General features: G+C 71.2%; 20 protein-coding genes and 1 tRNA gene. 8 read left to right on the top strand and 13 right to left on the bottom strand.

What is annotated here, in order from left to right:
• Positions 1-7: 7 nt before the first annotated feature.
• The 4 genes from DC008_RS17250 to DC008_RS17235 form a co-directional block, all read right to left on the bottom strand.
• Positions 8-910: an LLM class flavin-dependent oxidoreductase gene (locus DC008_RS17250; protein ID WP_108707743.1), complete on the bottom strand. Its 903-nt coding sequence runs from the start codon at positions 908-910 to the stop codon at positions 8-10.
• Between the two features lie 41 nt (positions 911-951).
• Positions 952-1,398: a hypothetical protein gene (locus DC008_RS17245; protein ID WP_108707742.1), complete on the bottom strand. Its 447-nt coding sequence runs from the start codon at positions 1,396-1,398 to the stop codon at positions 952-954.
• Between the two features lie 46 nt (positions 1,399-1,444).
• Positions 1,445-1,993, bottom strand: coding sequence for an RNA 2'-phosphotransferase (locus tag DC008_RS17240; RefSeq protein WP_108707741.1), 549 nt, complete (start codon positions 1,991-1,993; stop codon positions 1,445-1,447).
• Positions 1,994-2,151: 158 nt separating this feature from the next.
• A complete protein-coding gene (locus tag DC008_RS17235) occupies positions 2,152-3,909 on the bottom strand; it encodes an SDR family oxidoreductase (RefSeq protein ID WP_108707740.1) in 1,758 nt (585 codons plus the stop codon).
• 267 nt (positions 3,910-4,176) lie between these two features.
• Between DC008_RS17235 and DC008_RS17230 the strand changes: the two genes are divergently transcribed.
• The 5 genes from DC008_RS17230 (at position 4,177) to DC008_RS17210 (ending at position 8,059) form a co-directional block, all read left to right on the top strand.
• On the top strand, positions 4,177-5,154 hold the full coding sequence (locus DC008_RS17230; protein ID WP_108707739.1) for an ABC transporter ATP-binding protein: 978 nt from the start codon (positions 4,177-4,179) through the stop codon (positions 5,152-5,154).
• Positions 5,144-6,079 (top strand): ABC transporter permease subunit, encoded by a 936-nt coding sequence (locus DC008_RS17225; protein ID WP_108707738.1) that lies wholly within the window; start codon positions 5,144-5,146, stop codon positions 6,077-6,079. Before DC008_RS17230 ends, DC008_RS17225 begins: the two co-directional genes overlap by 11 nt.
• Complete coding sequence (locus DC008_RS17220; protein WP_108707737.1) at positions 6,076-6,987, top strand: ABC transporter ATP-binding protein; 912 nt, start codon at positions 6,076-6,078, stop codon at positions 6,985-6,987. The genes DC008_RS17225 and DC008_RS17220 overlap by 4 nt, the downstream gene beginning before the upstream one ends.
• Before the next feature lie 9 nt (positions 6,988-6,996).
• A complete protein-coding gene (locus tag DC008_RS17215) occupies positions 6,997-7,716 on the top strand; it encodes an ABC transporter permease subunit (RefSeq protein WP_055620998.1) in 720 nt (239 codons plus the stop codon).
• 258 nt (positions 7,717-7,974) lie between these two features.
• Positions 7,975-8,059 (top strand) — tRNA-Ser (locus DC008_RS17210).
• 140 nt (positions 8,060-8,199) lie between these two features.
• Here DC008_RS17210 and DC008_RS17205 read toward each other — a convergent pair.
• From DC008_RS17205 to DC008_RS17165, 9 genes are all read right to left on the bottom strand, one after another.
• The gene (locus DC008_RS17205; protein WP_108710742.1) at positions 8,200-8,991 is read right to left on the bottom strand and encodes an HAD family hydrolase; all 792 of its coding nucleotides are present in this window, start codon (positions 8,989-8,991) and stop codon (positions 8,200-8,202) included.
• Between the two features lie 65 nt (positions 8,992-9,056).
• Positions 9,057-10,334: a serine--tRNA ligase gene (gene serS, locus DC008_RS17200; RefSeq protein ID WP_108707736.1), complete on the bottom strand. Its 1,278-nt coding sequence runs from the start codon at positions 10,332-10,334 to the stop codon at positions 9,057-9,059.
• Between the two features lie 609 nt (positions 10,335-10,943).
• Entirely contained in the window at positions 10,944-11,876 is a 933-nt protein-coding gene (pheA, locus tag DC008_RS17195) for a prephenate dehydratase (RefSeq protein WP_108707735.1), read from the bottom strand.
• A 96-nt stretch (positions 11,877-11,972) separates the two neighbouring features.
• Positions 11,973-13,274, bottom strand: coding sequence for an iron uptake transporter deferrochelatase/peroxidase subunit (gene efeB, locus DC008_RS17190; RefSeq protein ID WP_108707734.1), 1,302 nt, complete (start codon positions 13,272-13,274; stop codon positions 11,973-11,975).
• 8 nt (positions 13,275-13,282) lie between these two features.
• A complete protein-coding gene (locus DC008_RS17185) occupies positions 13,283-15,235 on the bottom strand; it encodes a copper resistance CopC/CopD family protein (protein ID WP_108707733.1) in 1,953 nt (650 codons plus the stop codon).
• Between the two features lie 13 nt (positions 15,236-15,248).
• Positions 15,249-15,698, bottom strand: coding sequence for a copper chaperone PCu(A)C (locus tag DC008_RS17180; protein ID WP_108707732.1), 450 nt, complete (start codon positions 15,696-15,698; stop codon positions 15,249-15,251).
• A complete protein-coding gene (locus tag DC008_RS17175) occupies positions 15,695-16,351 on the bottom strand; it encodes an SCO family protein (RefSeq protein ID WP_108707731.1) in 657 nt (218 codons plus the stop codon). The genes DC008_RS17180 and DC008_RS17175 overlap by 4 nt, the downstream gene beginning before the upstream one ends.
• Positions 16,352-16,441: 90 nt before the next feature.
• Positions 16,442-17,176 (bottom strand): YcnI family copper-binding membrane protein, encoded by a 735-nt coding sequence (locus DC008_RS17170; protein ID WP_055620991.1) that lies wholly within the window; start codon positions 17,174-17,176, stop codon positions 16,442-16,444.
• A gap of 212 nt (positions 17,177-17,388) precedes the next feature.
• Complete coding sequence (locus tag DC008_RS17165; protein ID WP_108707730.1) at positions 17,389-18,228, bottom strand: hypothetical protein; 840 nt, start codon at positions 18,226-18,228, stop codon at positions 17,389-17,391.
• Positions 18,229-18,450: 222 nt separating this feature from the next.
• Here DC008_RS17165 and DC008_RS17160 point away from each other — a divergent pair, with 222 nt between their 5' ends.
• The 3 genes from DC008_RS17160 (at position 18,451) to DC008_RS17150 (ending at position 21,413) form a co-directional block, all read left to right on the top strand.
• Complete coding sequence (locus DC008_RS17160) at positions 18,451-18,900, top strand: ATP-binding protein (protein WP_108707729.1); 450 nt, start codon at positions 18,451-18,453, stop codon at positions 18,898-18,900.
• 213 nt (positions 18,901-19,113) lie between these two features.
• Positions 19,114-19,611 carry a hypothetical protein gene (locus DC008_RS17155; RefSeq protein WP_235073285.1) on the top strand — a complete coding sequence of 166 codons (498 nt, stop codon included), beginning with the start codon at positions 19,114-19,116 and terminating at the stop codon, positions 19,609-19,611.
• 167 nt (positions 19,612-19,778) lie between these two features.
• Positions 19,779-21,413: a hypothetical protein gene (locus tag DC008_RS17150; protein WP_235073283.1), complete on the top strand. Its 1,635-nt coding sequence runs from the start codon at positions 19,779-19,781 to the stop codon at positions 21,411-21,413.
• Positions 21,414-21,423: the final 10 nt, after the last annotated feature.

Below are 21,423 nucleotides of genomic sequence, written 5' to 3'. Positions count from 1 at the left end.
GGCAGCCTCACCGGAGCTGCGTCCCGGCCTCCATGGCGATCTGCTCGAAGACCTTCACATCGGCCGCGAAGTCCGAGTCCGGGATCGGCCAGTGCACCACGATCTCCGTGAATCCCAGCTCCTGATGGCGGCCCGCGAAGTCCACGAAGGCGTCCAGCGACTCCAGCGGACGTGCGCGGTCCGGGGTGAACCCGGTCAGCAGCACCTTGTCGAGCGAGCCCGGATCCCGGCCGGCCTCCGCGCAGACGTCGCCCAGCTTCTCGATCTGCCCGCGAATGGCTTGAACCGACCGTTCGGGAGTGCCGTGCTCGTACAGCTTCGGGTCGCCCGTGGTGACCCACGCCTGCCCGTACCGCGCCGCCAGCCGCAGCCCGCGCGGTCCCGTCGCCGCCACCGCGAAGGGCAGCCGGGGGCGCTGCACACACCCCGGGATGTTCCGGGCCTCGTGGGCCGAGTAGAACTCGCCCCGGTACGACACCGAGTCCTCGGTGAGCAGCCGGTCCAGCAGCCCCACGAACTCGGCGAACCGGTCGGCGCGCTCACGCGGGGTCCAGGGGTCCTGCCCCAGCGCGGTGGCGTCGAAGCCGGTGCCGCCGGCGCCGATCCCCAGGGTGATCCGTCCGCCCGAGATGTCGTCGAGGGAGATCAGCTCCTTGGCGAGGGTCACCGGGTGCCGGAAGTTCGGCGAGGTCACCAGCGTCCCCAGGCGGAGCCGGTCGGTGACGGCCGCGGCGGCGGTCAGCGTGGGCACGGCGCCGAACCACGGGCCGTCCCGGAAGCTGCGCCAGGACAGATGGTCGTAGGTGTAGGCCGCGTGGAAGCCGAGCTGCTCCGCGCGCTGCCATGCCTCGCGGCCTCCCTCGGACCAGCGGCGGTACGGGAGGATCACGGTGCTCAGGCGCAGACTCATGGGTCGAGCGTATGCGGCCGGTCGGGTTTCACGTGAAACGGTCACCGCACGCGTGTGCTCAGCCACGGAGTGAGACTGAGCGGCGGCATGAACTCCCGGTGGGTCCGGTCGCCCGGCAGCGGAACGATCAAAAAGTGGCCGGGCGGGAAGCGGCGCACCCGGACATGGGCGAGGCCGTCGTAGAGGGCGCGGACGAAGGCGGTCACGTCGTCGCGGTCGACGTCCGGGCAGTCGACGCCCTCGACGGTGATGAGCGCGTCGTCGTCCGGATAGAGCCGCACGCTCACCCGGGGCGAGCCGCCCAGCTCGACATAGGCCTCGTGCGGCAGCGAGCCGTCCGGGTCCGTGGTCACCCCGACTCCGGCGGCACTGCGGCGGGAGGTCTGGTCGGCGCCGATGTCATGGGTCACCTCGATGGCACGGCCGTACTCGGCGGCGAGGGCGCGCAGCGCGGTCACGGCGGACTCGGTGGTGGGGAAGTGGTCCATACCGCCGATCATGCAGGAGGAGCCGGCCGCCGGAGCGGAATCGAGGTCAGTGCGCCTCGGGGAACCGCAGATACTCCGGCGGCACGGCCTTCGTCAACCAGACCCCGTTGGCGCTGACATGGAAGACATGCCCGTCGCGATGCATGGCACCGGTGTCCACGGAGAGCACGACAGGACGGCCGCGCCGGGCGCCGACCCGGGTGGCGGTCTCACGGTCGGGCGACAGATGCACGTCGTGCCGGTTCATCGGCCTCAGCCCCTCGGCGCGGATCGCGCCCAGATGGGCGGCCACGGTCCCGTGGTAGAGGTACGGCGGCGGGGTGGCCGGGGGGAGGCCCAGGTCGACCTCGACGCTGTGCCCCTGGCTGGCGCGGATCCGGGTGCCGTCCACGGCGAAGCGCTTCTTGTCGTTGGCCGCCACCACGTGGTCCAACTCGTCCCGGGTGAAGGAGAAGCCGTGCGCCCGCGCGGCGGCGATCAGCGTGTCGATCTCCACCCAGCCGCCCTCGTCCAGCACGAGACCGATCCGCTCCGGCTGATGGCGCAGATGCTTCGACAGATACTTGGACACCTTCACGGTGCGTCTCTCGTCCATGCCTCCCAGCCTGCCGGGAGCGAGAGGAATCACGCGAACGATTTCGCGAAGCAGGTTTGGTCCACAGCCAAGTCCCCTTATCCACAGGGAAATTGGCGATCCTGTGGAGAAACGGCGCCCAGTGGCAACCGAGTCGGCAGGCGAAACCGGCCACCCGCCTACAACCGGGGCTCCACCCGCGCGAGCCTGCGCACCGCCCTCGGGGCGAACCGCGCCAGCAGATACGTCCCGCGTGCCTCCGGTGTCACCGGGACCACCGCGTCACCGCGCACCACCGCCCGCAGGATCGCGTCGGCGACCTTCTCCGCCGGGTAGTTCCGCCGCCCGTACCAGCGCGCCGACCGCTTCCGGAGCCGCTCCTGCTCCTCGGCGTCGACGCCGGCGAAGCGCGCCGTGGAGGTGATCGGGGTGTTGATGAACCCCGGGCAGATCGCGGTCACTCCGATGTCCTGTCCCGCCAGTTCCGCGCGCAGGCACTCGCTCAGCATCAGCACGGCCGCCTTGGAGGTGCTGTAGGCGGGCAGTGCCTTGGACGGCTGGTAGGCGGCGGCCGACGCGACATTGACGATGTGCCCGCCCTGCCCCCGCTCCGCCATCTGTTTCCCGAACAGCCGGCAGCCGTGGATCACGCCCCACAGATTGACGTCCAGGACCTCCTTCCAGTCCTCCGGGGTGGTGTCGAAGAACGAGCCCGCCAGCCCGATCCCGGCGTTGTTCACCAGGACGTCCACCACGCCGTACTCGGCGGCGACCTTCGCGGCCAGCTTCTCCATGGCCGGCCCGTCGGAGACGTCGGCCGTCTCCGCCCAGGACTCGGGCGCCCCCATCAGCCGGGCCACCTCGGCGGTCGTCGCGGCCTCCGCGGCGTCCCGGTCCACGGCCACCACCCGCGCCCCGGCCGCCGCGAACGCGTACGCCGTCGCCCGCCCGATGCCGCTGCCCGCGCCCGTGACCAGCACGAGCTGCCCGCCGAAGCGGTCCGCGTGCCTCCCGGTCGCCGGCGCCCGCTTCGGCCGTCCGTCCTCCACCGACGTCACGAACTCCGTGATCCACGCGGCCAGCCGGTCCGGCCGGGTGCGCGGTATCCAGTGCCGGGCGTCCAGGGTGCGCCGGGTCAGCCGCGGCACCCAGTGCTCCAGCCCGTCGTACAGCCGCTCCGAAAGGAAGGCGTCCCCGAGGGGGGTGATGAGCTGCACGGGCGTGTGCGCGTAGGCGTCCTCGCGCGGGCGGCGCAGCCGCGCCCGGACGTTGTCCCGGTACAGCCACGCCCCGTGGGCGGCGTCCGACGGCAGCGACGCGGTGGGGTAGCCGTCGCCGGAGACCTTCTCCAGGCGCTCCAGGATGCGCGGCCAGCGCCGGCCGAGGGGGCCGCGCCAGGCCAGCTCGGGCAGCGCGGGGGTGTGCAGCGCGTACACGTACCAGGACTTGGCGCCCTGCCCGAGCAGCTGCGCGAGCCGGCGCGGGGTGGGACGGCGCAGCCGCCCGTTGATCCAGTGCCCGAAGTGGTCGAGGGACGGTCCCGACATCGAGGTGAAGGAGGCGATCCGGCCCTCGGTGCGTCCGACCGTGGCGAACTCCCAGCCCTGCACCGAGCCCCAGTCGTGCCCGACGAGATGCACCGGCCGGTCCGGGCTGACGGCGTCCACCACGGCCAGGAAGTCGTCCGTCAGCTTCTCCAGCGTGAACCCGCCGCGCAGCGGCCGGGGCGCCGTGGACCGGCCGTGCCCCCGGACGTCGTACAGCACGACATGGAACTGCCCGGCGAGCCGCTCGGCGACCTCGGACCACACCTCCTTGCTGTCCGGGTAGCCGTGCACGAGGACCACCGTCGGCCGTGCCGTATCGCCGAGTTCGACGACGCACAGCTCGACCCCGCCGGTCGCCACCCGGCGCTCACGCGCACCCTGAAGGGTCACTTCTCCTCCGCCCCGCACCCGGTCCCCGTGCCCTCCGGTCGCCGTACGTGCCCGTAACGTGACACCGGCGAATCTGACATCTGCCGGAGATCGCGTCAACAGGGTCACCGGCGCCTGTGGAAAAGCCGCACGATGGGGAAATTCAGGGCCAGGCGCCTTCGACCTCAGGGTGATCCCCAGGGCCGAGTAGTCCTGGAGTCTGACCCCGAAACAGCTCTGCGGGGTGACGACCGGCGTGGCACGGGTCACTACCTTCGTGGTGTGACTGTGATCGCGACCGAAAGCCTGAGCAAGCGGTTCCCCCGGGTGACCGCGCTTGACCGGCTGACCATGGACATCGGGCCCGGGGTGACCGGACTCGTCGGGGCCAATGGAGCCGGCAAGTCCACCATGATCAAGATCCTGCTGGGTCTGTCCCCCGCGACCGAGGGCCGTGCCGAAGTGCTCGGGCTCGACGTCGCCACCAAGGGCGCCGCAATCCGTGAGCGCGTCGGGTACATGCCCGAGCACGACTGCCTGCCGCCCGACGTCTCGGCCACCGAGTTCGTCGTGCACATGGCCCGGATGTCCGGCCTGCCGCCGACCGCCGCGCGCGAGCGCACCGCGGACACGCTGCGCCACGTCGGTCTGTACGAGGAGCGCTACCGCCCCATCGGCGGCTACTCGACGGGCATGAAGCAGCGCGTCAAGCTCGCGCAGGCGCTCGTGCACGACCCGCAGCTGGTCTTCCTCGACGAGCCGACCAACGGCCTCGACCCGGTCGGCCGCGACGAGATGCTCGGCCTGATCCGCCGGATCCACACCGACTTCGGCATCTCGGTCCTGGTCACGTCCCATCTGCTGGGCGAGCTCGAGCGCACCTGCGACCACGTCGTCGTCATCGACGGGGGCAAGCTCCTGCGCTCCAGCTCCACCACCGACTTCACCCAGACCACCACCACCCTCGCCGTCGAGGTCACCGACAGCGACGAGCACCCCGACGGCACCCGCGCGGTGCGCGACGCGCTCCACGCGCGCGGGGTCGACGTCCTCGACGGCAACGCCGGCCTCCCCGGCGCCGGGCACATCCTGCTGCTCACCGCCGAGGGCGACGAGACGTACGACCTGGTGCGGGACGTCGTCGCCGACCTCGGCCTCGGCCTGGTCCGCATGGAGCAGCGCCGGCACCACATCTCGGAGGTCTTCCAGGACGGCGAGCAGACCGCCGACGCACAGCGGAAGGAGGCGGTCGGCCATGGCGGTTGAGCAGCCCACACGGACACCGGCCCCGCAGCCGGGCGACCAGACCCGGATCCACAACATCGGCTACCGCAGCTACGACGGCCCGCGCCTGGGCCGCTCGTACGCCACCCGCTCGCTGTACTCGCAGTCCCTGCGCGGCGCCTACGGCCTGGGCCGCTCGGTGAAGTCCAAGGTGCTGCCGATGCTGCTGTTCGTGGTGATGTGCGTGCCCGCGGCCATCATGGTGGCCGTCGCGGTCGCCACCAAGGCCAAGGACCTGCCCGTCGACTACACGCGCTACGCGATCATCATGCAGGCCGTCATCAGCCTGTACGTCGCCTCGCAGGCACCCCAGTCGGTCTCCCGCGACCTGCGCTTCAAGACCGTGCCGCTGTACTTCTCGCGGCCCATCGAGACCGCCGACTACGTCCGGGCGAAGTTCGCCGCCCTGGCCTCCGCGCTGTTCATCCTCACCGCGGCCCCCCTGCTGGTGCTGTACGTGGGCGCGCTGCTGGCCAAGCTGGACTTCGCCGACCAGACCAAGGGATTCGCACAAGGACTCGTCTCGGTGGCACTGCTCTCCCTGCTGTTCGCCGGCATCGGCCTGGTCATCGCCTCGGTCACGCCGCGCCGCGGCTTCGGCATCGCGGCCGTGATCGCCGTCATGACGATCTCCTACGGCGCGGTCTCCACGCTCCAGGCCATCGCCCACGCGCAGAGCCTCGGCGACGACGGCGGCAGCAGTGGTGCCATCGCCTGGATCGGGCTGTTCTCGCCCGTCAGCCTCATCGACGGCCTGCAGTCCGCGTTCCTCGGGGCCACCTCGACGTTCCCGGGCGGGAACGGACCCGGCACCGGCGAGGGCGTCGTCTACGCCGTCGCCGTCCTCGGCCTGATCGCCGCCGCCTACGGCCTCCTGCTGCGCCGCTACAAGAAGGTGGGACTGTGACCACGCTCCAGATCGACCACGTCTCCCGCTGGTTCGGCAACGTGGTCGCCGTCAACGACATCACCATGACGATCGGCCCCGGCGTCACCGGCCTGCTCGGCCCGAACGGCGCCGGCAAGTCCACCCTCATCAACATGATGGGCGGCTTCCTCGCCCCCTCCACCGGCACCGTCACCCTCGACGGACAGCCGGTCTGGCGCAACGAGGCCATCTACCGGCACATCGGCATCGTCCCCGAACGGGAGGCGATGTACGACTTCCTCACCGGCCGCGAGTTCGTCGTCGCCAACGCCGAACTGCACGGACTGGGCGCCAAGGCCGCCCAGAAGGCACTCGCCACGGTCGAGATGGAGTACGCGCAGGACCGCAAGATCCAGACGTACTCCAAGGGCATGCGCCAGCGCGTGAAGATGGCGAGCGCCCTCGTCCACGACCCCTCGCTGCTGCTGCTCGACGAGCCGTTCAACGGCATGGACCCCCGGCAGCGCATGCAGCTGATGGACCTGCTGCGGCGCATGGGCGACGAGGGCCGCACCGTGCTGTTCTCGTCCCACATCCTCGAAGAGGTCGAGCAGCTGGCCTGGCACATCGAGGTGGTCGTGGCCGGACGGCACGCGGCCAGCGGCGACTTCCGCAAGATCCGCCGGCTGATGACCGACCGGCCGCACCGCTACCTGGTGCGCTCCAGCGACGACCGCACCCTCGCGGCCGCGCTGATCGCCGACCCGTCGACGTCCGGCATCGAGGTCGACCTGACCGAGGGCGCGCTGCACATCCAGGCCGTCGACTTCGGCCGGTTCACCGCCCTGCTGCCCCGGGTCGCACGCGACCACGGCATCCGCCTGCTCACGGTCTCGCCGTCCGACGAGTCCCTCGAGTCCGTCTTCTCGTATCTGGTCGCGGCGTAGGAGGCCAAGATGTACGACCCCACAGTCGCCCGGCTCACATACCGAGCCCTGCTCGGCCGGCGCCGGGCCCTCATCCTGGGCGCGCTGCCGCTTCTGCTCATCGTGATCGCCGTGGCCGTCCGCGGTCTCGCGGGAGCGGACGACCAGACGGCGTCCGACCTGCTCGGCGGGCTCGCGCTGGCCACGATGGTGCCGATCATCGGCGTCATCGCCGGCACCGGCGCCATCGGCCCGGAGATCGACGACGGCTCGGTGGTGTACCTGCTGTCCAAGCCGGTGAAGCGGCCCACGATCATCTTCACCAAGCTGATCGTGGCGATCGCCGTGACCATGGTGTTCTCGGCGCTGCCGACGTTCGTCGCGGGCTTCATCCTCAACGGCAACGGCCAGCAGATCGCCGTCGCGTACACGGTGGCCGCGCTGGTCGCCTCCATCGCCTACGCCGCGCTGTTCCTGCTCCTCGGCACGGTCTCCCGGCACGCCGTGGTCTTCGGCCTGGTCTACGCGCTGGTCTGGGAGGCGCTGTTCGGCTCCCTGGTGCCGGGCGCGCGCACCCTGAGCGTTCAGCAGTGGTCGCTGGCGGTGGCGGAGAAGGTCGCGGGCGGGGAGATGGTCACCTCGGACGTCGGCCTGACGACGGCCACGGTGCTGCTGGCGCTGGTGACCGTGCTGGCCACCTGGTACGCGGGCCAGAAGCTGCGGTCGCTGACGCTCGCCGGCGAGGAGTGACGCCTCTGCTTATTCGGTGGCGCCCAAGTCGGCGTCCCGGCACCATGGTTGTGCCGAGGACGCTGGCCGGGTCCGGCGCCACCGTCTGGGAGAGGAGCTGAGCGATGTCCCTGCACGACAGTCCGTTCGGCTCCCGTCAGGGCGGACCGCGGCGGGTTCCGGTGTAGTTACCCCACCGTCGAGCCCGCTTCCGCACGGGAGCCGCCCGGGGCGGCCGCTTCGAGCACGCGATGTCGCTCTCGCGTGGGCCGCCCACCCGGAGGATTGGCCGAGAGGTAAGGCACCGGCTTGCTGAGCCGTGGTCGGGGGAGACCCCGCGCACGTTCGATCCGTGCATCCTCCGCGAGACGTTTGTCACTGGGACTGAGCCACGTACGCCGTGGGGGTGCGGTCGAAGGTCGGCCGCGGGCCGGCTGTGGCTGGTCGCGCGGTTCCCCGCGCCCCTTGGGGCGGAGCAGTTGCCGTGGCCCCGGGGCGGGGCGGTCAGCCGAGCAGGCGCTCCAGGACGATCGCGATGCCGTCGTCCTCGTTGGACGACGTCACCTCGTCCGCGACCGCCTTCAGCTCGTCGTGGGCGTTGGCCATGGCCACGCCGTGCGCGGCCCACGCGAACATCGGGATGTCGTTCGGCATGTCGCCGAAGGCGATGGTGTCCGCGGCCTTCACACCCAGCCGGCGGGCCGCCAGGGACAGCCCGGTCGCCTTGGACAGCCCCAGGGGCAGCAGCTCCACGATGCCCTCACCGGCCATCGCCACCGTGACGAAGCCGCCCGCGGTCCGACGGGACGCCTCGGCCAGCTCGTCGTCCGACAGCTCCGGATGCTGTATGTAGATCTTGTTCAGCGGGGCGCTCCACAGATCCGACGCGTCCGTGAACGGCGTCGAGGGCAGCGCGCCCGTCAGCGCGTAACCCGGGCCGACCAGCACGTCCCCATCCAGGCCGTCCCGGCTCGCCGCCAGATACAGCGGGCCGACCTCGGCCTCGATCTTGGCCAGCGCGACCCCCGCCAGCTGCCGGTCCAGCGTCACGGACGTCAGCAGACGGTTCTCACCGGCGTGGTAGACCTGCGCACCCTGACCGCACACCGCGAGGCCCTGATAGCCCAGGTCCTGAAGGATGTGCCGGGTCCACGGGACCCCGCGGCCGGTGACGACGAGGTGCGCGGCACCCGCTTCGGTCACCGCCGCGAGGGCGTCACGGGTGCGCCGCGAGACCGACTCGTCGGAGCGCAGCAGCGTCCCGTCCAGATCGGTCGCGATCAGCTTGTACGGCAGACCGCCGCGGCCGGCCGGAAGACCGGCCGCGGAGCCCTCGGTGTCGTCGGCGCAGGCGGTGCCGCTCACTTGGCCACCGGCTCCAGGACCTCGCGGCCGCCCAGGTACGGGCGCAGGACCTCGGGGACCCGGACGGAGCCGTCGGCCTGCTGGTGGTTCTCCAGCAGGGCCACGATGGTGCGCGGGACGGCGCACAGGGTGCCGTTCAGCGTGGCCAGCGGCTTGACCTGCTTGCCGTCACGGACGCGGATCGACAGCCGGCGGGACTGGAACTCGGTGCAGTCCGACGTGGACGTCAGCTCGCGGTACTTGCCCTGCGTCGGGATCCACGCCTCGCAGTCGAACTTGCGGGCGGCCGAGGAGCCCAGGTCGCCCGAGGCGACGTCGATGACGCGGAACGGCAGCTCCAGCGAGGTAAGCCACTGCTTCTCCCACTCCAGCAGGCGCTGGTGCTCGGCCTGGCTGTCCGCCGGGTCGACGAAGGAGAACATCTCGACCTTGTCGAACTGGTGCACACGGAAGATGCCCCGGGTGTCCTTGCCGTGCGAGCCGGCCTCGCGGCGGAAGCAGGGCGAGAAGCCCGCGTAGCGCAGCGGCAGCTGGTCGGCGTCGAGGATCTCGTCGCGGTGGTACGAGGCGATGGCCACCTCGGAGGTGCCGACCAGGTAGAGGTTGTCCTTCTCCAGGAAGTAGACGCCGTCGGCGTCCTGTCCCAGATAGCCGGTGCCGGCCATCGCCTCGGGGCGCACCAGCGCGGGCGTCAGCATCGGCGTGAAGCCGGCCGCCGTGGCCTGGGCGATCGCCGCGTTCACCAGGGCGAACTCCAGGAGGGCGCCGACGCCGGTGAGGAAGTAGAAGCGGGAGCCGGAGACCTTGGCGCCGCGCTCGACGTCGATCGCGCCGAGCAGGTTGCCGAGCTCCAGGTGGTCCTTCGGCTCGAAGCCCTCGGCGGCGAAGTCACGGATCTCGCCGTGGGTCTCCAGCGTGACGAAGTCCTCCTCGCCGCCGACCGGGACGTCGGGGTGCACGAGGTTGCCGAGCTTGGCCAGCAGCTCCTGGGTCTCGGCGGCGGCGGCGTCACGCTCGGCGTCGGCGGCCTTGACGTCGGCGGCCAGCTGGCTCGCCTTCTTCAGCAGCTCCGCCTTCTCGTCCCCGGAGGCCCTGGGGATGAGCTTGCCGAGCTGCTTCTGCTCGGCACGGAGTTCGTCGAAGCGGACGCCGGACGACCTGCGCCGCTCGTCGGCGGCCAGGAGGGAGTCGACGAGCGCGACGTCCTCTCCACGGGCGCGCTGCGAGGCGCGCACTCGGTCGGGGTCCTCACGGAGCAGGCGAAGGTCAATCACGTGCCCCAGGCTACCGGGGCCCGGTGCGCGCCCACGACTCACTATTCCGATACGCGCCTTACGTTGCGTTATGAGGGAATTGCGAGCCGTGTCAATAAAGTGTGTCCAGCCCCCTGGAAGAAGCAGCTGCGGGGCGGCTCGTTGACCTGATTCCCTTGTGGGGAACGGGACTTGGGGTCGTGTTGTCCACAGGGATCCCCGACCTCTGAAAAGTTATCCACAGGCTGTGTGGAAGAACTGTGGATGCCGGAATCGATCACTCCGCAACCTGTCGATCACCTCGTGGATTCCCGGAGCAAACCCGCCTCACCCTCACCTTTGGAGGGACATTGCAGAGACTTCGAGGGAAATGGGTCGCCCCAAAGGATTGCGCAAGGGAAAAGGATGGACGAAGGGTGATGTGCACGAAGAGGGCTGCGAAGAGGTCCTGAGGACCGATTTGTCGACAGGCTCACCCATGTCTGTCGACTTGTCCCCAGGTCGAGAAGCGGACCTGTGGAAAACTCCTGTGGATAACGACTATCAGCAGGTAGGACCGGCGCGGCGCAGAACCGACGCCACGCAGAACAGGCGCGGCTCAGTACCAGCGCGGCGCGCAACCGGCGCGGCTCAGAACCGCCCGTCCTGGCAGCGCGCCACCCAGTCCGCCGCCGAGACGAACTCCTCGTCCGACGTCCCCAGCCGCGGCGCGTCCACCTCCGAGGGCTTGAGGTCCGCCCGCGGATACGACCCCAGGAACCGCACCTGGAGACAGATCCGCTTCAGCCCCATCAGAGCCTCGGCGACCCGGCGGTCGGAGATATGCCCCTCGGCGTCGATGCAGAAGCAGTAGTTGCCGATGCCCGCGCCGGTCGGACGGGACTGGAGCAGCATCAGGTTGATCCCCCGGGTGGCGAACTCGCCGAGCAGATCGCGCAGCCCACCGGGATGGTCGTCCCGCTGCCACAGCACCACCGACGTCTTGTCCGCCCCGGTCGGCGCGGCGGGCCTGGCCGGCCGGCCGACCAGCACGAACCGCGTCTGCGCGTTCTCCGCGTCGTGGATCCCGGTCTCCAGCGCCACCAGCCCGTACCGGGCGGCTGCGAACTCACCGGCGAAGGCGGCGTCGTACTGGCCCTCCTGGACCAGCCGCGCGGCGTCCGCGTTGGACGCGGCGGACTCCCAGTGGGCGTACGGGAGATTGTTCTTCAGCCAGTTGCGCACCTGGGGCTGGGCCGCCGGATGGGCGGAGACCGTCTTGATGTCCGACAGCGCGGTGCCGGGCCTGACCAGCAGCGCGAAGGTGATCGACAGCAGCACCTCGCGGTAGATCATGAGGGGCGCGCCCGCGACCAGCTCGTCGAGCGTGGTCGTGATGCCGCCCTCCACGGAGTTCTCGATCGGTACGAACGCGGCTTCCGCCTCGCCGGCGCGCACGGCGTCGAGCGCGGACTGCACGGACACGTACGGGATCAGCTCCCGGGTCGCGGCCTCGGGAAGCGTGCGCAGGGCGACCTCGGTGAAGGTGCCCTCGGGGCCCAGATAGGCATAGCTCGCTGGCATGACCTCACCCTAATGGGCCAGGCGGAACCGGGCGGGCGCATACGGCCCCGGCCACCCGGGAGAGCGACTGCCCCGACCGATGCTCCCGGTGGAAGATCAGCCCTCCAGCAGCCGCTGCCCCACGTACTCCCCCTCGGCCGCCCCGCCCGGCACCGCGAACAGCCCGCTCGCCTCGTGCCGGATGTACCGCGACAGCGCGTCGCCCCGGTCGAGCTTGCGCTGGAGGGGGACGAAGCCGCGCAGCGGGTCGGCCTGCCAGCAGATGAAGAGCAGCCCGGCGTCCGGCACCCCGTCCGGGTCGATACCGTCGTGGTACGAGAAGGGCCGCCGCAGGATCGCCGCCCCTCCGTTCTGGTCGGGCCGGGTGATCCGCGCGTGCGCGTCGAGCGGGACGACCAGGTTCCCCGCCCGGTCCGTCTTCTCCAGGTCCATCTCGGTCGTCTCGGTGCCGCCGGTCAGCGGGGCCCCGTCGGCCTTGCGGCGCCCGATGACCTGCTCCTGCGCCCTGACGGAGAGCTGCTCCCAGTCGTCGAGGAGCATCCGGATCCGGCGTACGACGGCGTAGGAGCCGTTCGCCATCCAGGCCGGGTCCTGCGCGCCGGACTCCGGCACGAAGATCCGCCGGTCGAAGTCGGCGTCCGTCGGCTTCGGGTTCCGGGTGCCGTCCACCTGGCCCATCAGATTGCGTGCCGTCATGGGGTGGGCGGTGGCGCCGGGGGACCGGTTGAAGCCGTTCATCTGCCAGCGCACCCTGGCCGCCTTGCCCGCGTCCTTCTGGATCGCGCGCAGCGCGTGGAACGCGACCAGCGCGTCGTCGGCGCCGATCTGCACCCACAGATCGCCGTTGCTGCGCGCCTTGTCCAGCCGGTCGGAGGAGAACTCCGGCAACGGGTCCAGGGCGACCGGCCGCTGCTCCTCCAGGCCGGTCCGGGCGAAGAAGCTGTGCCCGAAGCCGAAGGTGATTGTCAGGGAGGACGGTCCGGCGTCCAGGGCGACCCCGGTGTCCTCCTGCCGGGCGGCCTCGCCCGCCATCAGCCGCCGGGCCGTCTCCGACCAGCGGCGCAGCAGCGCCGCCGCCTCCTTGCGCCCGGCCCCCGCCGCCAGGTCGAAGGCGACGAGATGGCCGCGCGCCTGGAGGCGCTGCACGATGCCGGGCTGATGTTTCCCGTGAAACATCGCCTCCCCGGCGCCCAGCGAACTGAGCGGTGTCGCCTCTGCCGGGCGGGCCGCGTATCCGGCCGCCCCGCCGGCCGCGCCCAGCGCCAGACCGGTCGCACCGGCGGTCCCGAGCAGCCGGCGCCGCGAGATCCCGCCCGTGACCGTGCCGCCGGCGGCATCCGTGTCAGGGGCGGCGTCGGCGGCTCGCGTACGGGCCTGGGGGATGGACTGGTCGGTCATGGTGCGGTTCAGCCGATCTGCGCGTTCTTGGAGACGGTCGCCTGGTCGATGTCGGAGGTGCGCACGGTCACGGCGATCTTCCAGTCGCCGGCCATGGGGATCTGCACCCCGCTCGCCGACCAGTGTCCGGTGGAGATGTGGTCGGGGACGACGGGCAGCGGCCCGATGTCCTGCGCCTCCAGCGTGAAGGCGACCTTCACCTCGGGGATGTCGAAGGCACGTCCGTTGGGCCGCAGGACATAGACGTGCATCTCGTTGGCGCCCGAGCGCGCCGGGTCGAGATCGATCCGTACGACGCCCTTGCCGTCCTCGCCCCCGGTGTCGAAGGACATGTCCAGGGTCAGTGCCCCGGCGGCGTTCGCCTCGGTGGTCGCGGACGAGGAGGCCGCGGCGGCCTGCTCCTCGGTCCGGCCCGGCTCGGTCGACGTCAGCATGGTCGTGACGGCGAGCAGAACGACGGCGACACCGGCCTCCGCGAGCACCGAGCGGCGCAGCCCGAAGCGGTTGGGGTCGGCGTCCCGTTCCCGCTTGCGCCGGGCGGTGTCCACGGCGGCCCGCTGCCGGGCGAGCTGCGCGGCCCGCTCGGAGCCGGCGCCCGCGTCGGCGGTACCGGATTCCGCCGTCGCGGCGGAGGCGACGGCACCGCTGGTGACGCGCTCCTTCTCGACGTCGGCGTCCGCGTCCCCCTCGTTCTCGCCCTCCTCGGCCACCTTCGCCGAAACAGCACCGCCCGACTCCGCCAGCCGTGCCGTCCATCGCCGCGAGATCCACGCGATGCCGACCAGCAGCACCACGAGCCCGATCTTGACGAGCAGCAGCTGCCCGTACCGGGTGCCGGTGAACGCCGACCACGACCCGAGCTGCCGCCACGACTGGTAGACGCCGGTCACGACGAGCGTCAGCACGCTGCCGAACGCCAGCCGCGAGAACCGCCGTACGGCCGCCCCGTCGACGGGCGTCTCCACGGGCGCCCGGTACAGGGCCACCAGCAGCGCGGTCAGCCCGCCCAGCCAGCCCGCGACCGCCAGCAGATGCAGGACGTCGACCGGCATCGCCAGCCCGGCCTGGAGCCCGGTCGAGGCGTGCTCGGACATCGCCCAGCTCGCCGCCAGCCCCGCCGCGACGACGGTCCCGCCGATCGCCAGCCCGAAGGTGAGGTCCCGCTTCTCCTCGTCGTCCCGCTTGTCGTACGCCCCGAACAGCACCGCGATGAACAGCGCGGCGGCGGCGAGCAGCAGCAACCGGGAGACCAGGGCCGCGCCCGTCTTCGTCTGGAGGACCTGCCCGAGGAGGTCCAGGTCGAAGATGTCGCCGACCTTGCCGCTGCCGGTGTAGGAGCCCCGTACGAGCAGCAGCCCGAGGGTCGCCGCCGTCAGCGCGAGCCAGCCGGACACGACGAGCCGCTGCATCGACCGTACGGCCGTCCCGCCCCGCCAGCAGCCGAGCACGAACGCCGCGCCGCCGACCAGGACGATGAACCCGGCGTAGGACACATACCGGCCGAAGCCGTAGAGCACGCCGACGACCCCGCCGCCCGCGGCCTGGTCGTCGACGGAGACGGACGTCTTGGAGGGCGCGCCGATCGAGAAGGTGTAGGCCCCGGCGACGGGATGGCTGTCCTCGGACACCACCTGGTAGGTGACGGTGTACGTGCCGTCGGGGAGTCCGCTGTGGAGTTTCACGGAGTAGGTGGTCCCGCCGGTGCCGGCGGGGTCGCCGCGGTCGACGCGTTTGCCCTTGGGGTCGAGGACCCGCAGGGAGTCGTCGGCGAGGGCGACCTTCTCGGAGAAGGTCAGCGAGACCTGCTGCGGGGCCTTGTCCACCACCGCCCCCTGCCGGGGGTCGCTGCCGGTGAGCGCGGCGTGCGCGGAGACCGGTCCGGCGCCGGCGAGCAGCAGACCGGTGGCGGCCAGGAGCAGCAGCACCAGCGTCCGGACCCGGGGGGCGATGGTTGACGTCAAGGCGATCTCTCCCTCAGTGCCCGGTCTTCGGGTTGTACGTCGCGGACTTCACCGGAATCTCGACCGTGACGGTGCCCGACTCCGCGAAGTGGAGCTTCACGGTCACCTTCTCGCCCTGCAACGGCTTCCGCTTCAGCTTTTCGAACATCAGATGGTTGGCGCCGCTGCGGAACACGAGGCTTCCGTGGGCGGGGACGGCCAGATGCTCCGCCTCCCGCATCGCCGAGCCGACCGTCTCATGGGCGGTCACCTCGCCGACGTCGCTGGTCACGGAGGTCAGCTCGTCCTCCGTACCGCCCTTGTTGGTGACCGTCAGGAAGCCGGCCGCCATGGAGTCGGAGACCGGCTGCGGCATGTAGGCGCCACTGACGGACAGATCGGCGGGGGAGTCCTCGTCGGACCCGCAGCCCGCGAGGAACAGGGCCCCGGCCAGGACCACGACGGACGCGGCGCGACGGCTCACGGCCGGGCCCCCTTGATGAGCGCCGGGAGGTCCTTGGTGTAGTCGTCGACGGAGGCGTCCTCGGTGTAGAGGACGTACCCGGCGTCGGTCTTCGGGGAGAACGCGACGACCTGGGTGCCGTGCGTGGAGACGACCTTGCCGTTCTTGTCCTTGTGCGGCGCCTCGATGGTGATGCCGAGGGTGCGGGCGCCGGCCTGGACGGTGTCGAAGTCCCCGGTCAGGCCCACGACCTGAGGGTCGATGCCCTTGAGCCACTTGCCGAGCGCGGCGGCGGTGTCGCGCTCCGGGTCGGTCGTGACGAAGACGATCCGCAGCTCGTCCTGCTGGGCCTCGGGCAGTTGCTTCTTGGCGACCGCGATGTTGCTCATCGTGGTCGGGCAGACGTCGGGGCAGTTGGTGTAGCCGAAGTAGACCAGCGTCGGCTTGCCCGCCGTCTCCTTGCGCAGGTCGTACTTCCCGCCGTGGGTGTCGGTGAGGACCAGGTCCGGCTTCTCGAACGGCTTGTCGAGGACGATGGCGGCCTTGTCGGAGCCGGTCTCCTCGGAGACCACGGTCACCGGTGAGGCGCCGTCGTCCTCGCCGCCGCCGCAGGCGGTCAGGGTCAGGGTGGCGGCGGCGAGCAGGGCAGCCGCCGCGAAGGTCTTCTTACGCATGTGCAGTCTCCCGGGGGACGCCCCCCGGCCCCGGCCGGCGTGTGTGCCGGCCGGGAACCCGGGGACGACCCGAGGTTGGGTCGGGGTGGGTCAGGCGGTGGTGCGCCGGCGGCCGGCGAGCACGCCGTAGGCCACGCCCAGCGCGCCCACGACGATGCCGACCACGCCCAGGACGCGGGCGGTGGTGTCGCTGCTGTCGGCGGGTTCGGCGGCGGACGTCTTCGCGGAGGCGGCCTCGGCGTCACCGGAGCCCTTGTCGGCGGAGGCCGAGCCGTGGTGGCCGCCCTCCTCGGCGGCGGACAGCTGGAGCACCGGCGCCGGGTTCTCGGGCTCCTCCTGGCCCTCCTGCGGCACCTCGATCCAGCGGACGACCTCCTTGTTGGAGTACGTCTGGACCGCCTTGAAGACGAGCTGGTCGGTGTCCTCGGGGAGGGTGCCGACGGACAGCGGGAACTTCTGGAAGAAGCCCGGCTCGACACCCTTGCCGTCCGCGGTCCAGGTGACCTTGCTGACGGCCTCGGTGATCTTCCGGCCGTGCAGCTCCAGCGGCTTCTTCAGGGTGGACTTGGTGACCTCGGCCTTCCAGCCGGGCACCGGCTGCGGCATCACGGACGCGAGCGGGTGGTCGGTCGGGAAGGTGACCTCGAGCTTGGTGGTCGAGGCGTTGTCGCGCTCGTTGGGCACCTTGAAGTCGACGACCGCGTAACCGCCCTTGGCGGCCTCGCCCTCCGGCTGCACGCTGACATGGGCGAACGCGGGCGCGGACAGGGCGAGCACGGCGGTGCCGGCGAGGGTGCCGGCGGCGGCGAGACGAGAGGCCTTCATTCGGAGCACTCCACTGTGGGTGAGTTACGGGATTTCCGGTGGTGAAGAGGAGTACGCGTGCGCGAAGGTGCCTGATCACACGGGATCGGCGGGAAACCGGTCACCGGGGACAGGCGTGCCGGACCGCCCCGTGACGGGGACGGGCGCACGCGCGCGTGCCGCACGACGGCGGCCCCTTCACACCCCGTGGGTGGAGTGGTGGTCGCGTCGTGTCAGGCGGCGAGGCGGAACGCGTCGGCGGCCGGCGGGCCGCGCCTGATCACGGAGTGCTGGAGTACGACGGTGGGCGGGGCGGGCACGGCCCGTCCCCCGGCGCGCGGCGGACGCGGACCGGCCTCCGGGACGCCCGGCAGCCCGGCCCGCAGGGCGCGCACCAGCGCGAGGGCCCCGCGCAGGGACCGTACGAGTGCGCCCTCGGCGACGGTGTGCGCCGACAGCGCGGACATCTCGGCGATCCGCAGCAGGGCCAGATCACCGCGCCGCAGCAGCCACCCTCCGGCGAGGGCCGCGAGAAGGTGGGCGAGCAGCATCGGCAGCGACGGCAGCAGCGACACGGACGTCGCGTCCGCCGCCGGGGCCATGGCGTCCAGGTGCGCGGCGTGCGCCCCCGAACCCGGGCCGATCCGGGCCTCGGTGAGGATCCGTTCGGCCTGGGCGGGACTGATCGCCGCGGCGGCGGTGCCGCAGACAAGCCGCGCGGCCTGCTGCACGAGCGTCGCGTCGGACGCCGCCCCGGAGCCGGAGGCCGCCGAGGTCGCCCCGGCCGTCACCGCCCCGTGCTGCCCGAGCCCGAACAGCGTGTGCAGGACGGTCTGTCCGCCGGCGAGCAGCGCGGCGGTGCCGGGCAGCGAGCGCACCCGGCCGGTGAGCGGCACCGTGACGAGGACGACCCCCAGGAACCCGGCGCCCAGCGTCCACAGCGGAACCGTGGCGCACGAGCCGAGCGCGTGCCCGGTCCCGGCCAGCACGACGCAGACCGCGGCGAACACCGCGGCCCGCATTATCCGGAGATCGCTTCCGGCGCGCGCTGTGCGCGGGTGGGGGGCAGACATGGCGGCCTCATCATCCCACTGGCCCCATGCCCTCCATACGGCAGGTCCACAAGATGACGAACCACCGGAAGGTCACGTTCTGGTGTGGCCCGACACCACATACACCGATTCACGCATAGGCGCATCGACCATATGGGCGGCGTCACGTCACGGATGTGCTTACGGGCGGTCACACGCGGCAATACGTAACGGTATGTCGAGCCGCGGCCAGGAGGCTGGAGCATGAGCATCTGGTGGTCACTCCATCTGCGGCGCGATGCCGCGAGCGTGCCGCTCGCCCGGCGCCTGCTCATGGGCACCATGGAGACCGCGGGCGTCGACCCCGACGTCTCCTACGACCTCTCCGTCGCCCTCAGCGAGGCCTGCGCCAACGCCGTCGAGCACGGCGGCACCGCAGCCCCCGACGGCTCCCCCCAGGCGTACCGCGTCACGGCGTACCTGGACGGCGAGCGCTGCCACATCGAGGTCGCCGACTCGGGCCCCGGCTTCACCCCGCCGCGCCGCACCACACGCCAGGTCGCCTCGGACGCCGAGCACGGCCGCGGCCTGTGCCTCATCGAAGAACTCGCGGATCACGTCCAGTTCGGCAGCCCCCAGGGCCGCAGCGGCGCGGTGGTCAGCTTCGAGAAGATCCTCAAGTGGCGGAACGACGCACCGCTGGTGGCGGTGTAGCGATATCCCCCTGATGTCATTCCCCGTAATGTGGTTCCATCTCCACGGCGTGACGAGCGGCACCCCTGGTCGAGGGCCGGCCAGATTGTGCTGCAAGATCGATTCCAGATACAAATAAGGAACGCACGTCGCGCCAGGGGATTCAGGCGCGGTGCATTTCTGAGGGTTTCCTGACCCGGAACCTTTCTCGGTATCTCACGGGGAGACAATCGAATGAACAAGGGCATACGTATGCGCCTGATGTCCGGGGCCGCCGCCGCTTTCGCCGCCGGGGCTCTCGTGCTGACGGCGTCGCCGGCCCACGCCACCTCGGCTTCCACTTCGGTGGGCATCCCGGGTGGCAACAAGATCTCGATCAACGCCTGGCACTGCGGCTTCTACGTGACCGCCTGTGATTGGAAGGCGTCCACGAAGATGTCGGGGACGAACCCCCGCAAGGCGAAGTGGATCCAGAACCGTGCGGAACTGGCGGCCCACGGCATCAGCGTCTCCATCACCATCTCCAAGAACCCGGAGGCCACGCTCACGATGAAGAGCCGCTCCCTGGGTGAGGTGCGGTGGAAGAACACCAACGCCAGCATCTCCGACACCTACGGCCAGATGCGCCCGGGCGGGGCCACCACCTACGTGTCGACCAAGAGCTGCGGCTCGGCCAAGGTCACCAACTCGATCAACGTCAGCGAGAAGTGCGCCTACGCGGGCGCCGCCTGATCTGCCTCCGGAAACCGCGAATGAGCTGAGTGAAGGTGTCACACCGTCAGGGCCCGGCGGTGTGGCATTTTTTCATGAATTCGAAGAACAGCGCACGGGGGCGTTCGGTGAAATTCGGTGCGGCGACGCGGGGCAGAGTTCCGGCGTCCAAAATTGTCGGAGCAATAGTGTGCGGCGCCCTTATCGCGTCATGCGCATCCACGTCCGAAGAATCCGGGGAGCGTGAAACCGCCGCTGCCCGGCAATTCGACCTTCTGGTCAGCAGACAGAACGGCTACTACTACCACCCGTTCCTGCGTCAGCAGCCGGCGGGTTCCCAGGCGCAGTCCTTCGCGCTGCGGACCCTTTCCGCGCTGGGCCGCGACCCCAAGATCAGCATGGCCTCGGACCAGGTCAGGTCGTTCCGCAGGGGAGCGCTGGAGACGTCCTCGCTCTGGGGCAGGGACTGGCTGATCCCCCTGCGCCGGGCCGGCGCCGACGAGGCGCTGGGCGCCGGCGACGCGGAGGATGTGAACAAGGCCCGGACTGCGGGCGGCTGGTATGTGGACTCCGCGCTCGGCGACGACGGTGACGCGGCGCGCCTCGGAGCCACCTGGGCCGCCCTCGAGGTGCTCGACGAACTCGGGCGCCTGGACGACCTCCCGCCGGCCGACCGGGCCGCCACCGTGACCTGGCTGCGCTCGCTGGCCGGCAAGCCCCGCGCGCTCGACCAGGGCAGTGCCCTGGCCCGCTCGCTCCACCTGCTGAAGGAGCCCGTGCCCGCCGCCCTCACCAGGATCGCGGCCCCGGGGACGGCCGATTTCGCGGAGCTCACGCCCGACGACAGGGCGACCAGGCTCGCCGACACCTACAGTTTCGTGCTGATCCAGGAGGCGGCGGGCAAGCGGCCCGCCGTCGACCGGCGGGTCTGGGAACCGGTACTCCGGGACGGCGCGGCGACGCTCCCCTACGAGCAGCTCCACAGCCTCGTCCACGTGCTGAAGGCGGCAGATTCACCGAAGTCCGTGTTCGCGCCGGTGCTGGAACGACTGGACGGCGAACGGCTCGACGACGGGACGGTCCGCGACCCCGATGCCTACATCGGCAACCCGGACGCCTCCCTCTTCGTGCAACGGCTGCGGGCATTGGCGGGCTGGTCGCGCGAGGACCCCGGGCTGTCGGCGGCACTGGACCGCGAGGAGAAGTCCGGTGACGTCAGCCAGGAAGGCGCCGAGCGCCTGAACCGGGCCGCCCTGCGTGAGGTCACCGCGGGCGGAGGCACGAGCGAACAGGCACGGCGGCTGTGCGGCGACCCGCGGGTGCTGCCCACCACCGTGACCGAGCACAACGCCACCCAGTGGCAGCGGACCACCCTCAACTGCGCCGACACCGGTGCCTCGACCGATGCGCCGGCGATCGGCACCTGGAGTCTGGACACCCCGGAACGAGTGGCGGCCGCGGCCACGGTCGCCGTGGGGCTCGCCGACAGCGGCCGGCAGGACCGCATGCCGTCCTGGATCACCGCCGACGCCCTGAAGCAGTGGGCGCGGAACCCGGGCCGCTTCACCGCCGTCTACGACTACGCGCTGGTCGTACGGGCCTATGCCCTGCTCGGCGGCGCACTGGACACGGCTCTGCGGGAAGCGCTCGGGCGCGGCGTCACGCCGTACAAGGGGTGTCCCGGGTTGCCCGATCTGTACCAGGTCGGCGGTGGCGACGACGCCTGCGACCTGAAGACCACCTGGGGTGTGTGGAGCCTGGACCGGCAACTGCACGGCGCCATGGGATGGCTGCCGGCCGCAGGCCCGAGGAACGGAAAGTGAGCGAGAGTCC

Origin of the sequence: Streptomyces nigra (genome assembly GCF_003074055.1) — a bacterium.
Classification (GTDB): domain Bacteria; phylum Actinomycetota; class Actinomycetes; order Streptomycetales; family Streptomycetaceae; genus Streptomyces; species Streptomyces nigra.
This window is presented reverse-complemented; position numbering and strand designations above follow the sequence as displayed.